General features: G+C 56.5%; 15 protein-coding genes and 1 tRNA gene. 8 read left to right on the top strand and 8 right to left on the bottom strand.

Going from position 1 to position 13245, the window contains the following annotated elements:
* A partial coding sequence (locus tag AD662_RS29625) for a hypothetical protein (protein WP_211264943.1) occupies positions 1-192 on the top strand: 192 nt, incomplete at its 5' end.
* 59 nt (positions 193-251) lie between these two features.
* Here the strand turns inward: AD662_RS29625 and AD662_RS04795 are convergent.
* The 6 genes from AD662_RS04795 to queA all read right to left on the bottom strand — a co-directional run bounded on the left by AD662_RS04795 (position 252) and on the right by queA (position 6331).
* Positions 252-800, bottom strand: coding sequence for a glycine zipper 2TM domain-containing protein (locus AD662_RS04795; RefSeq protein WP_018607449.1), 549 nt, complete (start codon positions 798-800; stop codon positions 252-254).
* Positions 801-916: 116 nt separating this feature from the next.
* Positions 917-1831: a protein translocase subunit SecF gene (gene secF / locus AD662_RS04790; protein ID WP_018607451.1), complete on the bottom strand. Its 915-nt coding sequence runs from the start codon at positions 1829-1831 to the stop codon at positions 917-919.
* A gap of 9 nt (positions 1832-1840) precedes the next feature.
* The gene (secD, locus tag AD662_RS04785; protein ID WP_024616408.1) at positions 1841-3709 is read right to left on the bottom strand and encodes a protein translocase subunit SecD; all 1869 of its coding nucleotides are present in this window, start codon (positions 3707-3709) and stop codon (positions 1841-1843) included.
* A gap of 63 nt (positions 3710-3772) precedes the next feature.
* On the bottom strand, positions 3773-4108 hold the full coding sequence (yajC, locus tag AD662_RS04780) for a preprotein translocase subunit YajC (RefSeq protein ID WP_007982729.1): 336 nt from the start codon (positions 4106-4108) through the stop codon (positions 3773-3775).
* A gap of 43 nt (positions 4109-4151) precedes the next feature.
* A complete protein-coding gene (gene tgt, locus AD662_RS04775; RefSeq protein ID WP_161796642.1) occupies positions 4152-5267 on the bottom strand; it encodes a tRNA guanosine(34) transglycosylase Tgt in 1116 nt (371 codons plus the stop codon).
* Between the two features lie 14 nt (positions 5268-5281).
* On the bottom strand, positions 5282-6331 hold the full coding sequence (gene queA, locus AD662_RS04770; protein ID WP_013692319.1) for a tRNA preQ1(34) S-adenosylmethionine ribosyltransferase-isomerase QueA: 1050 nt from the start codon (positions 6329-6331) through the stop codon (positions 5282-5284).
* Between the two features lie 108 nt (positions 6332-6439).
* Here queA and AD662_RS04765 point away from each other — a divergent pair.
* The 5 genes from AD662_RS04765 (at position 6440) to AD662_RS04745 (ending at position 10450) form a co-directional block, all read left to right on the top strand.
* Positions 6440-6524 (top strand) — tRNA-Leu (locus AD662_RS04765).
* Between the two features lie 460 nt (positions 6525-6984).
* Positions 6985-7314 (top strand): hypothetical protein, encoded by a 330-nt coding sequence (locus AD662_RS04760; RefSeq protein ID WP_053185804.1) that lies wholly within the window; start codon positions 6985-6987, stop codon positions 7312-7314.
* Positions 7315-7717: 403 nt separating this feature from the next.
* Positions 7718-8356 carry a hypothetical protein gene (locus tag AD662_RS04755; protein WP_235862387.1) on the top strand — a complete coding sequence of 213 codons (639 nt, stop codon included), beginning with the start codon at positions 7718-7720 and terminating at the stop codon, positions 8354-8356.
* 77 nt (positions 8357-8433) lie between these two features.
* Positions 8434-8886 carry a hypothetical protein gene (locus tag AD662_RS04750; protein ID WP_053185798.1) on the top strand — a complete coding sequence of 151 codons (453 nt, stop codon included), beginning with the start codon at positions 8434-8436 and terminating at the stop codon, positions 8884-8886.
* A 460-nt stretch (positions 8887-9346) separates the two neighbouring features.
* Complete coding sequence (locus tag AD662_RS04745; protein ID WP_053185796.1) at positions 9347-10450, top strand: hypothetical protein; 1104 nt, start codon at positions 9347-9349, stop codon at positions 10448-10450.
* Between the two features lie 180 nt (positions 10451-10630).
* Here the strand turns inward: AD662_RS04745 and AD662_RS04740 are convergent, their stop codons facing one another.
* Complete coding sequence (locus AD662_RS04740; RefSeq protein ID WP_053185794.1) at positions 10631-10990, bottom strand: DUF6124 family protein; 360 nt, start codon at positions 10988-10990, stop codon at positions 10631-10633.
* Positions 10991-11480: 490 nt separating this feature from the next.
* Between AD662_RS04740 and AD662_RS04735 the strand changes: the two genes are divergently transcribed.
* Both AD662_RS04735 and AD662_RS04730 read left to right on the top strand, forming a co-directional pair.
* On the top strand, positions 11481-12710 hold the full coding sequence (locus AD662_RS04735; protein ID WP_053185791.1) for a colicin E3/pyocin S6 family cytotoxin: 1230 nt from the start codon (positions 11481-11483) through the stop codon (positions 12708-12710).
* Between the two features lie 7 nt (positions 12711-12717).
* Positions 12718-12972, top strand: a complete 255-nt coding sequence (locus AD662_RS04730) for a colicin E3-like toxin immunity protein (protein WP_053185788.1) — start codon at positions 12718-12720, stop codon at positions 12970-12972.
* Positions 12973-13009: 37 nt separating this feature from the next.
* On the opposite strand, the gene AD662_RS04725 is transcribed toward AD662_RS04730, so the two are convergent.
* Positions 13010-13243, bottom strand: coding sequence for a hypothetical protein (locus AD662_RS04725; protein ID WP_018607497.1), 234 nt, complete (start codon positions 13241-13243; stop codon positions 13010-13012).
* Positions 13244-13245: the final 2 nt, after the last annotated feature.

Below are 13245 nucleotides of genomic sequence, written 5' to 3'. Positions count from 1 at the left end.
TACCTCCAATTATCTGCAAGTTTTCAAGAGCAAAGCCTGTGGGAGCAAAGCTTGCTCGCGATAGCAGTGGGCCAGCTTGCATCAATGTTGGATGTGCCGCTGTCATCGCGAGCAAGCTTTGCTCCCACAGAGGAGGTTTGGGTAGCCGGGAAATCGGAGTCTGCCGCAGATCCAGTGTGGGAGCTGGGATGAGGCATAAAATACGAGCATAAAAAAGCACCCCGAAGGGTGCTTTTTTTATAGCGGCTGGATCATTGGGCCGGTTCGTTCTGGCCCAGGATCAGTTGGCCTTCCTTGCTTACCGGAATCTGGTTGCCCGGGTCGCGATCCATGCGGACTTTGCCTTCTTTGCCGTCGAGCATGTAGCGAACGTCGTAGCCTACCACCTTGTCGCTGATGTCATTGACCGTGTTGCAGCGCGTTTGGGTGGTGGTGTAGGTGTCGCGTTCCTGCATGCCTTCCTGAATCTTGTTACCGGCATAACCACCACCGGCCGCACCCGCTACGGTGGCGATTTTCTTGCCGTTGCCGCCGCCGATCTGGTTACCCAGCAGGCCACCGGCTACGGCACCCAGCACGGTACCGGCGATCTGGTGCTGGTCCTGGACTGGCTTCTGCCGAGTCACGGTGACGTCCTTGCACACTTCACGCGGGGTCTTGATTTGGGTCTTGACCGGCTCCACGGCCAATACTTGCGCATACTCAGGGCCACTTTTTACCAAGCTGTAGGTGGCGACCGCACCACCGGCAGTTACACCGACAGCACCCAATACCGCACCAACCAGCATCGATTTGTTCACTTGAACCTCCTGACCATCACAAGCGGATTAATCCGCGCTTCTCCCAGCCTTGGAGCACAAAAAAAGGCGCGAGTTCAACTCGCGCCTTTTCAGCTGTGACGGGTGAAACCGAAGCCTTACGGGCGATCGTCCACTTCCGTGTCAGTGACCGCAGGAGGAATCAGATCCTCGGTGCTCAGGTTCAGCCAGATCAACACCACGTTGGCGATGTAGATCGACGAGTAAGTACCCGCCATCACACCAATGAACAGCGCAATGGAGAAACCGAACAGGTTGTCGCCGCCAAAGAACAGCAGCGCGGCAATCGCCAGCAAGGTGGAGATCGACGTCGCCATGGTCCGCAACAGGGTCTGGGTGGTCGAGATGTTGATGTTCTCGATCAAGGACGCCTTGCGCAGCACTCGGAAGTTTTCACGCACCCGGTCGAACACCACGATGGTGTCGTTGAGCGAGTAACCGATGATCGCCAACACCGCCGCCAGCACCGTCAAGTCGAAGGTGATCTGGAAGAACGACAGGATGCCCACGGTCACGATCACGTCGTGGATCAGCGAGACAATCGCGCCCACTGCGAACTTCCACTGGAAGCGGAAGGCCAGGTAGAGCATCACGCCACCCAGCGCCAAGAGCATGCCGAGGCCGCCCTGGTCGCGCAGCTCTTCACCCACTTGCGGGCCGACGAACTCGACGCGCTTGACCTGGGCCGGGTTGTCGCCGCCGGCCTTCTGCAAGGCCTCGGCTACCTGGTGACCCAATTGCGGGTCTTCACCGGGCATACGCACCAACAGGTCAGTCGTTGCGCCAAAGCTCTGCACGATGGCATCGCTGTAGCCCGAGGTCGCCAGTTGCTCACGTACCTTGGTGACGTCGGCCGGACGCTCGTAGGTCAGCTCGATGAGCGTACCGCCGGTGAAGTCCAGGCCGTAGTTCAGGCCCTTGGTGGCCCAGCTGAACAACGCCAGGACCGTGAGAAACAATGTGACGCCGAACGCAATGTTGCGAACGCCCATGAAGTTGATTGTACGTAACATGGCAGCCCCTTAAATCCACAACTTCTTGAAGTCACGACCGCCAAAGATCAGGTTGACCATTGCGCGGGTCACCATGATGGCTGTGAACATCGAGGTAAAGATCCCGAGGGACATGGTCACTGCGAAGCCCTTGACCGGGCCGGTGCCCATGGCAAAGAGAATCCCGCCGACCAGCAACGTGGTCAGGTTGGAGTCGAGAATCGCAGTGAATGCCCGGCCGAAGCCTTCGTTGATTGCCCGCTGGATCGTCATGCCCGCAGCGATCTCTTCACGTATCCGCGAGAAGATCAGCACGTTGGCGTCCACCGCCATGCCCATGGTCAAGACGATACCGGCGATACCCGGCAGGGTCAGCGTAGCGCCCAGCAACGACATCAAGGCCAGCAGCAGCACCATGTTCACCGCCAGCGCGACGGTGGCGATGATGCCGAAGAAGCGGTAGATGGCGATGATGAACAGCGACACGAACAGCATGCCCCACAGCGATGCATCGACACCCTTGGTGATGTTGTCGGCACCCAGGCTCGGGCCGATGGTGCGCTCTTCCGCGAAGTACATCGGCGCGGCCAGGCCACCAGCACGCAGCAGCAGGGCCAGTTCCGAGGATTCACCCTGGCCGTTCAGGCCGGTGATGCGGAACTGGCTGCCCAGTGGCGACTGGATGGTCGCCAGGCTGATGATCTTCTTCTCTTCCTTGAAGGTCTGCACCGGTACGTCTTTCTCGACGCCGTTGACCACTTGCTTGGTGTAGGTGGTGGTCGGCTTCTGCTCGATGAAGATCACCGCCATGCTGCGACCGACGTTGCTGCGCGTAGCGCGGCTCATCAGTTCGCCGCCATGGCCGTCCAGGCGAATGTTCACCTGTGGACGACCCTGCTCGTCGAAGCCCGCCTGGGCGTCAGTCACCTGGTCGCCGGTGATGATCAGGCCACGCTCGATCTGCGCCGCCGGACGACCGCCTTCGCGGAACTCGAAGCTCTCGGAAGTGGCCTTGGAAGCACCCGGCTCAGCGGCCAGGCGGAATTCCAGGTTGGCGGTCTTGCCGAGGATACGCTTGGCTTCGGCAGTGTCCTGCACGCCTGGCAGCTCAACCACGATGCGGTTGGCGCCCTGGCGCTGCACGATCGGCTCGGCCACACCCAGCTCGTTGACGCGGTTACGCACCGTGGTCAAGTTCTGCTTGATGGAGTATTCGCGGATTTCCGCCAGCTTGGCCGGGGTCATCGCCAGACGCAGCACCGCCTGACCATTGAGGTCGGCCGGCACAATGTCGAAATCGTTGAAATTCTTGCGGATCAGCGCACGGGCCTGCTCGCGGGTATCTTCATCGCTGAAGCCCAGCTGAATGGCACCGTCGAGTGGCGGCAGGCTGCGATAACGCACGCGGTCCTTGCGCAACAGGCTCTTGACGTCGCCTTCGTAGACTTTCATCCGCGCGTCGAGGGCTTTGTCCATGTCCACTTCCAGCAGGAAGTGCACACCACCGGACAAGTCCAGACCCAGCTTCATCGGATGCGCGCCGAGGTTGCGCAGCCATTGCGGGGTGGTCTGGGCCAGGTTCAGGGCCACCACGTAATCGTCGCCCAACGCCTTGCGGACCACGTCCTTGGCTGGCAGTTGGTCTTCAGACTTGACCAGGCGCAACAGGCCGCCCTTGCCGTTTTCGGCGATGGACGCAGCCTTGACCTCGATATTGGACGCCTTGAGCGCAGCGCTCGCACGGTCCAGATCGGCCTGGGTGACCTGCAGCGCAGTGCTTGCGCCACTGACCTGAATGGCCGGGTCATCCGGGTATAGATTGGGAGCGGAATAAATCAGACCGACCGCCAGCACCGCCAGGATCAGTACATATTTCCACAGAGGGTATTTGTTCAGCATCACGCCGCCCGCTTATGACGCGGGGCGCCTTGCGCGCCCCGTCGATTGAAAAGAAGTTGTTACTTAGATCGCTTTCAGCGTGCCTTTTGGCAGCGTGGCCGCGATGGCGCCCTTCTGGAACTTCATTTCAACAGTGTCGGACACTTCCAGTACCACGAAGTCATCGGCCACTTTGGTGATCTTGCCAGCGATGCCGCCGGTGGTGACCACTTCATCGCCCTTTTGCAGGCTGCTGAGCAGGTTCTTCTGCTCTTTGGCGCGCTTGGCCTGTGGACGCCAGATCATCAGGTAGAAAATGACCAGGAAGCCGACCAGGAAAATCCACTCGAAACCACCGCCCATAGGGCCGGCAGCCGGTGCAGCCGCGTCAGCCATGGCATTAGAGATAAAAAAGCTCATTTAGCACTCCAGTTGCAAGTATTGAATCTAGGGATCGGAAAACTCAGTCCAAAGGCGGAACAGGCAACCCGCGCTTGGCATAGAAGGCCTCGACAAAGGCGGCCAATGTACCTTGTTGGATAGCCTCGCGCAAACCAGCCATAAGCACCTGATAATGGCGCAAATTGTGGATGGTATTGAGCATACTGCCGAGCATTTCGCCGCACTTGTCCAAATGATGCAGATAAGCGCGGGAGAAGTTCTGGCAGGTGTAGCAATCGCAAGTCGGATCCAGCGGCGAATTATCATGACGATGAAACGCGTTACGGATCTTCAGCACACCAGTGTCGATGAACAGATGCCCATTGCGGGCATTACGGGTTGGCATCACGCAATCGAACATGTCCACACCGCGGCGCACACCCTCAACCAGATCTTCCGGTTTGCCAACGCCCATAAGGTAACGAGGTTTGTCAGCCGGCATTTCGCCCGGCAGGTAATCGAGCACCTTGATCATCTCGTGCTTGGGCTCGCCCACCGACAGGCCGCCAATCGCCAGGCCGTCGAAGCCGATCTTGTCCAGGCCTTCGAGCGAGCGCATGCGCAGGTCGCGGTGCATGCCACCCTGGACGATGCCGAACAGCGCCGCGGTGTTGTCGCCATGGGCGTTCTTCGAGCGCTGGGCCCAACGCAACGACAGCTCCATGGACACCCGCGCCACGTCTTCATCGGCCGGGTACGGCGTGCATTCGTCGAAGATCATCACGATGTCCGAGCCCAGGTCGCGTTGCACCTGCATCGACTCTTCCGGCCCCATGAACACTTTGGAACCGTCCACCGGAGAAGCGAAGGTCACGCCCTCCTCCTTGATCTTGCGCATCGCGCCCAGGCTGAACACCTGGAAACCGCCGGAGTCGGTCAGGATCGGGCCTTTCCACTGCATGAAATCGTGCAGGTCACCGTGGGCCTTGATCACTTCCATGCCCGGGCGCAGCCACAGGTGGAAGGTGTTACCGAGGATGATCTCCGCGCCAATCGCCTCGATGTCACGCGGCAGCATGCCCTTGACCGTGCCGTAGGTGCCCACCGGCATGAACGCGGGGGTTTCCACGGTACCGCGGGGGAAGGTCAGACGACCGCGACGAGCCTTGCCATCGGTGGCGAGCAACTCGAAGGACATGCGACAGGTGCGACTCATACTGTTTCCTCGGGTCCGCGTGGCGCGGGGTTACGGGTGATGAACATCGCATCACCGTAGCTGAAAAAGCGGTATCCATGCTCGACGGCGGCCTTGTAGGCGGCCATGGCTTCGGGATAACCGGCGAACGCCGAAACCAGCATCAACAGCGTGGATTCAGGCAAATGAAAGTTGGTGACCAGGGCATCGACCACATGAAACGGCCGGCCCGGGTATATAAAGATATCGGTGTCGCCACTGAACGGCTTGAGCACGCCATCGCGCGCGGCGCTTTCCAGGGAGCGCACGCTGGTGGTCCCCACTGCCACCACCCGCCCGCCGCGCGCGCGACAGGCCGCCACGGCATCGACGACTTCCTGGCTGACTTCCAGCCATTCGTTGTGCATGTGGTGGTCTTCGATACGCTCCACGCGCACCGGCTGGAACGTGCCAGCGCCGACGTGCAGCGTCACGAACGCCGTCTCCACGCCCTTGGCGGCAATCGCCTCCAGCAACGGCTGATCAAAATGCAGCCCCGCCGTCGGCGCCGCCACCGCCCCCAGGCGCTCGGCGTACACGGTCTGATACCGCTCGCGGTCCGAACCTTCGTCCGGGCGGTCTATATAAGGAGGCAACGGCATGTGCCCGACACGGTCGAGCAGCGGCAACACCTCTTCGGCAAACGCCAGCTCGAACAACGCATCATGCCGCGCCACCATCCGCGCCTCACCGCCGCCGTCGATCAAGATCGACGAACCGGGCTTGGGCGACTTGCTCGACCGCACATGGGCCAGCACGCGATGGCTGTCCAGCACCCGCTCCACCAGAATCTCCAGCTTGCCGCCGGAGGCCTTCTGGCCAAACAACCGCGCCGGAATCACCCGGGTATTGTTGAACACCATCAAATCGCCCGGGCGCAAATGCTCAAGCAAATCAGTGAATTGACGGTGAGCCATGGCACCGCTGACCCCGTCCAGGGTCAACAGTCGACTGGCGCGACGCTCGGCCAGAGGGTGGCGAGCGATCAGCGAATCCGGGAGTTCGAAGGTAAAGTCAGCAACACGCATGATGGGGTTCGTCTAGCAGGGCCGGAAAGTCTAGCGGAAATATCAAAAATTCACCATGAAACGTGATTGACCAACGGTAGTCACCTCTCTATACTTCGCCGCCATTGAGCCCTGATGGCGGAATTGGTAGACGCGGCGGATTCAAAATCCGTTTTCGAAAGGAGTGGGAGTTCGAGTCTCCCTCGGGGCACCATCTTAAAGAAAGACCTTGAAATTCAAGGTCTTTTTTTTCGTCTGCAGGAAAGTGGTTTTTCGCGGCTAATGCAGAGCTCAGCCAATCCCCTACGCGCTTTTGTGGTGAGGGGGATTTATCCCCGCTCCCCTGTGTGGTGAAGGGATTTATTCCCCCTTTGTGGCGAGGGGATTTATCCCCGCTGGGCCGCGAAGCGGCCCCCCATAGCCAACCCCATGGAGAGGAAGAACCTGTGGTAAGGAAGAACCTGGGAACAAGGAAGCACCCCGGTGGTAGAGAAGAACCTGTAGCAGGGAAAAACCTGTGGTAGGAGAAGAACCTGTGGCGAGGGAGCTTGCTCCCGCTTGAGCGCGAAGCGCTCACAAAAAAGTCACTACCCTCACCAATACCCCGAGCAGCCAAATCCAAGACATAAACCATCACCCCACCCTCCTCACCCAGTCACTAAGGATTTCACCCCATGGAATTGCTGCTGGAAACGGTCGCTCTTTACTCCCTCAAGCTGGCTTATGAGACAGAGGGCCACAGCCCGATTCTGCGGGATGATCCGTTGATGGGGGGTTGTGATCGGGAGGTTTTTGGGTTGTTGATACGGCGGGGCGATGTAGCTGGGATTCAGGACGAAATCGGTCGATGCCTGAATTTAGCGCTGGGAGCGATTGGTGGGGTGGATACGGTGTTGGGGCGGGAGCTGGGGCGGTTGGCGGCGGACCTCAACGCAATGCAGACGATAGAGGGGCTTTATGCTCCGACTACCAAGGTCAGGGATTACCTGCGGGATGTTCTTTGAGCAGGACACATACAATAAATCTGCTCCCTTTTTCCTATATGCGATAAGGATTACAAAAAGCGATCCGGCACCGCGTACCTCTTAACAATCTCAAGGAGCACACGGAGTACACGGGAGCACGCAGAGTACATGGGAGGACGAATGGAGTACGCTTCCTTGATTATAATAACTTGATATAAAAGGATTTTTTAATTTTTATTTGCATGATATCGCGCAACCCAATATTTTAATTTCGCGGTTTTGCTCCTTTGACTTAGTGGAATATCGCCCTATAAATCGTGAGTTTGCATGAGGTAGCGCGTCTTTAATCGTTGTTCGGTTCAGATTCATACGCCAGAATGACGCCACTAACTGACTGACGAGGCAAAAAATGGCGACAACACCTCGAAAAAGAGCCCCCAATTTGAAAGCCAAGCCGACAGCCAAAACGAATGAAAAAAAGCTGGTGGCTGAGGGCAAACCTCTCACAGATAAGCAAAATACCGCCAGGAAGAATGGAATGGCGGAACGGGCAGCCGAGCAATTGAAGGCATATTTCCCGGAGGTGCCAACGGAAAGATTATGGATACGGCAAAAAAACAAAGGATTTAGCACTATTCCTCGCACCCTACCGATAGCGATGGAGGTGATTGACAATCTTTCCAAGGGACAACCTGCAGGCCACGCATATTTTGGACTTTGGTGCCGCGCCCCCGATAGCCCGCTAGTGGTTATTCAAAACCCTCTTATCTTTGCATCCGAGGCCGGGTTCAGCGGAGAGAGAGCCGTTGATACTTGGCGCCGACGCATGAAACGCCTCAAGGAGCTGGGCTTTATACGAGCAAAAAAAGGCGTATCAGGAGAGTTTCATTACATTTTGCTAATGAACCCAAATATCGTCATTGAGCTTATGAAGCGGGAAGAAAGCAACAACATCCAAGAAGAGCTGTACCTCAAATTTCGCGATCGCATCATGGACATCGGAGCACGAGGGGATATCGAAGCTGCTGCGCGGATTTTCGAGACTAAAGGGAAGGACGCTGCCTCCCCCCTCGCAGGTTAACGAGAAACGTCCAAGCTTGAGGGGACTGCTGGCAATGTCAACCCGAGTTCGCGCGACGCCGATTATAAGGACCAAAAATGCCCCTATATGATAATGCTGAGTATCTCATCCGGGCGAATCTGAACGAAATTGCAGAAGGACGGCGAGTGCGGGCTGTTGCAATAGGAGTCCTAACAGATGTTCAATTTGAGGCGATTAATAGACAGAAGGAGAGCGAAGGGTTACCACGGCTCGAAGATCCAGAAATCGTTTTCCTCGGCAAGCACGCTTACGAAAGTCGGGTTGTACGCGATGGCTACACTATTGATGACATGGTGGCCCAGATTCGCTTTGCCTTAGCCGAAACCGCTATTGCGGTAGCGTCTCCAAAGATGACTGCGGTGAAAAGCACGCAATTGCGTCAGGATGGATATGGCAATGAGGTGTTGGACGAGGCTATTTTCGAGCTCACAGCTCGCAAACCCAAAGCGGAGCTTTATTCTATCGTGCCCAAGGGCGACAAAATCAAACCCAAACGACAGGCAAAATAAAGGCCGCTATGAGCGGCCTGAGTGTAGCGTAAGAAAACACTCGCCCGGATAACTTGAAACTCAGCCGGCGCACCAGTGCTCTCTTGGTTTTGAAGACTACGCTTCCGCCTCCCTAAGGTCAAGGTCATTCGTCACAGAAACGTTGAGCTCGCCTTGGGGAAGCTTTTCGTTCACTCCAGGTACGCTAAGGCCGTGGGCCGCCAAGCGGCCCACGGCCTTAGCGTACCTGGATACGAACCTTTGTCAACATGCTTCATCAAACCAAGCATATAGGAAATGAGAAACAGAGGGAAACCCTACGACGAAACGACCGAGGTCACCATTACCGATACGGGAACGATGCCCCTTTTTTCTTCACGATCCTTTCAATTTAAACATTGAAACTCAGTAAGCTGGAGCGGCTACCAAAACCCCGCGGGGTCCGCCTCTGCGCCTTTTTAGCACTCTCCAGGAATGAAAAATGGGTTACAGCTCGAAAATGACCAATCTGCTGAATATCGATAGCGCACTCGAGCCACTCACCGAGGATGAAATTACTGCGGGAGTCATAGACGCGATGGTGTGCAGTCGCGCCTTTAAAAACTTGGACGAGATCGAGAAGCGGATACCTTTCGTACTGGAACTCAGTACCCGTAGCAGCTCCCATTGGGAAAAACTGATCACGCTACCGAGTAAGCGTTATTGGATCAAAGGTACTCAAGAAGGCGTGGCAGTGTTCGATGCAAACCTTGATTGCGGCTACATCAGAACCTATCGATTGCGAAACTCGACATTGCAGGATCCAAGGACGCGTCTCGAATTAGATTGGATTGAGCTGAAGGACGAGGAGATCCTTTACCAGCTTCTTGACACTCCCACAGGTCGACACATCTTTGATAACTGGTACAAACATAAGCAGCAGATCACCGACCTACCGGTGGAATTCATATCAGGCCGGCTGAGCAACACTAGCGTTGAGAAGGCCTTTTTATTCACCAAAGGTGATGGGTGTGTTGTCTGCGGAGGAAAAGCCTCTTGCTACGCCGCGACCACGATAGGGGCCTACTCCGGCGCAATTATGATCCAGCTGCCTGTTTGCCCTGAACACTTGGCTGCCGCCAAATCGCATCCATCTGCATTCAGCTTTCTCGCGTCTCTATTCAATCTATCTTGGGATTGGCCATCAGTGGAGAGGCTTGAGGCGCTTCCGGATGAGTTAATTCCTGTTATTCACTCTCTGGCGGCGGAGGAGCTTGGGGGCAAAGTGGTTTCAGCCGAAAAACGAAAAAAAGGATGGCACCTCCGGGTAGCGCTTCCCTCCGGGTGGCACTGGCTATTGCGTATCAAATCGCTAGCGGACTATGCCTATATGCTATTTGAGCCAGGTAAGAAAGATCACTGCTATCGCGCCGATTCGGCCCCGCACCACCCCGAGGTTCCCTTTTTTCCTATGCATGAACACTCACGTCCTGATAAATCAAAGGATAAAGTCACACCGAGTTTTCTTTACGGTCATCCCTTACTGGATATCAAGCGATTGAAATCCGCTGGGCACCACTATGGCGCCTATGGGAACCAGCACTGACCAGGGATTTGGCCAATAGAAATCTAGTGGCCTGCAACTTGTATCCTTACTCGTATCCCTGACTATGTAATCCCGCTCGAAGCCTCGATTTACATGGCCCCTTCTGTCTCCCTTGGTCACAAAAAAGGCCTTGCTAGGCAAGACCTTTTTCCAATCCGGGCGGCACGCAGCTCTACCGCCCTACCTCACCTCAACAATATCCAACGCCCGATTCGCCAACAGCTCACTCACCTCAATCACCTGCAAGATCCCCATCGCAACACGCCTTCGCGATCCATCCAGATCAAACGCCAAATCACTGATCATGGCATTCGCCGAAGCCAGGTTCTCACTGAGATTCGCAAGCAAACACTCAGAATCCACACTCGGATCAATCCGAAAAATGGAGTCGGTCTTGTCAGACGTTTCGCTCTTAGGCTTGGGTTTCAGGTAGTAATCCAACGCTCGCGTGGCAGCGTCGTCGATTTTCTTGTTGCGGGCAGACTGAGCACGGGAGACGTGTTCGTTTGTATCGGGAGGATTCGGAGTATCTTTTGCCATTATCTTGTTTCCTGTAGTTGGAGCCATCACCCACTCGCGACTAAACGATGGGAGGCAGCTGTACGCAGGTTAGTCGACCGGGGAAACAAGAAACCGGCGCGTCCGAGGACGCCCTGCGCACAGCCACCATCGAGTGCAGGATGGGAATCCCGACTGGATGACGCCTTGCACAACCTGTTTCACCCTGGGCGACTAAACCCGATCACTGATGAGCAGTGACAGGTCCCAAACTACCGACGCAACCCAAGGCGGACAAGCCGGCGGATTCTGGCGTAGTTGTAGGCAAAGGCGCAAGGCGACGTCGGCTCGCGAGTTGCGGTTGCCCACTGACTGACAGCCCCATCTGACACCTCACATTGTTCCGGCCCCTCATAGCCAGCCCTACCTGCTTTGAGGAAACCGGAACAACCACTTCAAGAAACCTCCTACATCGCGCCCCTCTCTTCCCGCGTTAGCGTCTGCGCTGCATTTAGCGGACGAGACTCACTACGTGGCGACACGCAAAAAAGACATCCCCCAGGTCCGAAACCCGCCCGGCGGCGACGGGCATCACGTTACCTATCGGGACATGACTGCCAGCGAACTGGCCGAGCGCGAAGCCCGGCAGTTGGCTTACGAAGCCATGCTTGCCCGGCAGGCAGCCTATGAACGAGAGCGCTGGGCCACGGTGGATAAAAAGCCCGTATTCAGCGTGACCGGAAGTGTGTTTGCCAAGAGCTGCAAGCTCCCCAACGGCATCATCGATTACAGCAACCCCAGCGGCTACGTCCCGGCGGATCTGGTCAAGCAGTACGGCGAACTCATGTGGCTCGGCGGTCGCAGCGCCGATCCATCCGGCACGATCCCCCTCAAGCGGATCGGCGCTGGCACGGTTCCCGTTACCTTGGGCAGGCTCGCGCTGGGCGGTTCGGCGACTTCCTCGGCTGCAGTTGCTGGCGGCACCGTCGGCGCTGCCCTGCTGACAGGTATCGTTGCCCTGCTCTGGCCGTCCAATCTGGGCGATAGCGCACTTTATAGCGAAGACCAGCTACGCGACCTCAAGCAGGCCCGCAGCCGCATGCGCCTGAGCGTCGAGCAGCAGGCCGATGGCAGTCTCAAGGGGTATGGCTTCTATACCGGCCAGCATCCCGATTGGGAAATGGTTGATGTTGTTCAGTTCACGTCGCGAGCCGATCAGTTCATCGCCGACCTAGGTGATGGGATCGAACTGATCTGGACGCCGGCTACCAATCCGGCTGACACCCTCGGCATTCCCGCCCTGGAAGCTGCGCCCCAGGCACCGTCTATTTGGATCTATCCGCCGACGGCGATGGCCGACAGCATCATCGTCGACCCGATCTATCCGCCGGAGTACAGGGATTTCATTCTGGTGTTTCCGGTGGATTCGGGGGTTCGGCCGGTTTATGTGGTTTTGAGTGTTCGTCGAAAGGGCATGGCCGAGACCGGCCACGACTATCATCCTGCTCCGAAAACCCATGAAATTGTTGGCTTCCCTGGATTGAAAAGAGGCAAGAAAAAAACACCTGTACAAGGAGGGGGCGGCCTACGGGATCGCTGGTTTGATGCGAAGGGCAGAACCATTTACGAATGGGATTCTTCACATGGTGAATTGGAGGCCTATCGTTCGAGCGATGGAAGTCATCTAGGGGCTTTCGATCATATTACGGGCGAGCAGACAGACGGCCCCAAGAAAAACCGTAATATCAAAAAATATTTGTGAGGATCAAATGGGACTCAAACTAAGACTTGAGTGGTATAGCAAGCAAACCGAATCCTACGAGGGGGAGGAGTATTCCGAAGATTTGGGTGACGACGGCTCTGTCATTGAAGCCCTAGGGATTCCAGTTGAAAACAATGTAAATAACGGAGGGTTTGATGTCCCCCAAGAATGGGTAAAAACCCTCCAACCTCACTTTCAACACTCAATTGATTGGAGCCGCTACGACTATCAGATTGCTTTCGACTATCGAGACAGCTGGTAGCCACGGAGTGAGTGGTCAATTAAAGAGGAATACAGACTCACTCCACATACCGTGCCCGGCTAAAAAACAGTGCCGCACCGATAGCAATAGCACTGGTTGAAGCGATACCCACATCAAAACCCGAGATGAAAGATGGCAGCGCAAAAATACTCGCGAATCCCAGCGCAAGCAGGGTTATGCCGAACCATTTCCTGAGGTCGTAGGATTTCATATAGAAAAACAACAGCAGAAACACCGCGTATGCCAAGGCGTACAGGCCATATTCGCTCATAG

Origin of the sequence: Pseudomonas kilonensis (assembly GCF_001269885.1) — a bacterium.
Classification (GTDB): Bacteria; Pseudomonadota; Gammaproteobacteria; order Pseudomonadales; family Pseudomonadaceae; genus Aquipseudomonas; species Aquipseudomonas kilonensis.
This window is presented reverse-complemented; position numbering and strand designations above follow the sequence as displayed.

Excerpts from the sequence above, each read along its gene's own strand:
- secF (WP_018607451.1), bottom strand. The coding sequence starts at position 1,831 with ATGTTACGTACAATCAACTTCATGGGCGTTCGCAACATTGCGTTCGGC.
- secD (WP_024616408.1), bottom strand. The coding sequence starts at position 3,709 with ATGCTGAACAAATACCCTCTGTGGAAATATGTACTGATCCTGGCGGTG.
- yajC (WP_007982729.1), bottom strand. The coding sequence starts at position 4,108 with ATGAGCTTTTTTATCTCTAATGCCATGGCTGACGCGGCTGCACCGGCT.
- tgt (WP_161796642.1), bottom strand. The coding sequence starts at position 5,267 with ATGTCCTTCGAGTTGCTCGCCACCGATGGCAAGGCTCGTCGCGGTCGT.
- queA (WP_013692319.1), bottom strand. The coding sequence starts at position 6,331 with ATGCGTGTTGCTGACTTTACCTTCGAACTCCCGGATTCGCTGATCGCT.
- AD662_RS04760 (WP_053185804.1), top strand. The coding sequence starts at position 6,985 with ATGGAATTGCTGCTGGAAACGGTCGCTCTTTACTCCCTCAAGCTGGCT.
- AD662_RS04750 (WP_053185798.1), top strand. The coding sequence starts at position 8,434 with ATGCCCCTATATGATAATGCTGAGTATCTCATCCGGGCGAATCTGAAC.
- AD662_RS04745 (WP_053185796.1), top strand. The coding sequence starts at position 9,347 with ATGGGTTACAGCTCGAAAATGACCAATCTGCTGAATATCGATAGCGCA.
- AD662_RS04740 (WP_053185794.1), bottom strand. The coding sequence starts at position 10,990 with ATGGCAAAAGATACTCCGAATCCTCCCGATACAAACGAACACGTCTCC.
- AD662_RS04730 (WP_053185788.1), top strand. The coding sequence starts at position 12,718 with ATGGGACTCAAACTAAGACTTGAGTGGTATAGCAAGCAAACCGAATCC.
- AD662_RS04725 (WP_018607497.1), bottom strand. The coding sequence starts at position 13,243 with ATGAGCGAATATGGCCTGTACGCCTTGGCATACGCGGTGTTTCTGCTG.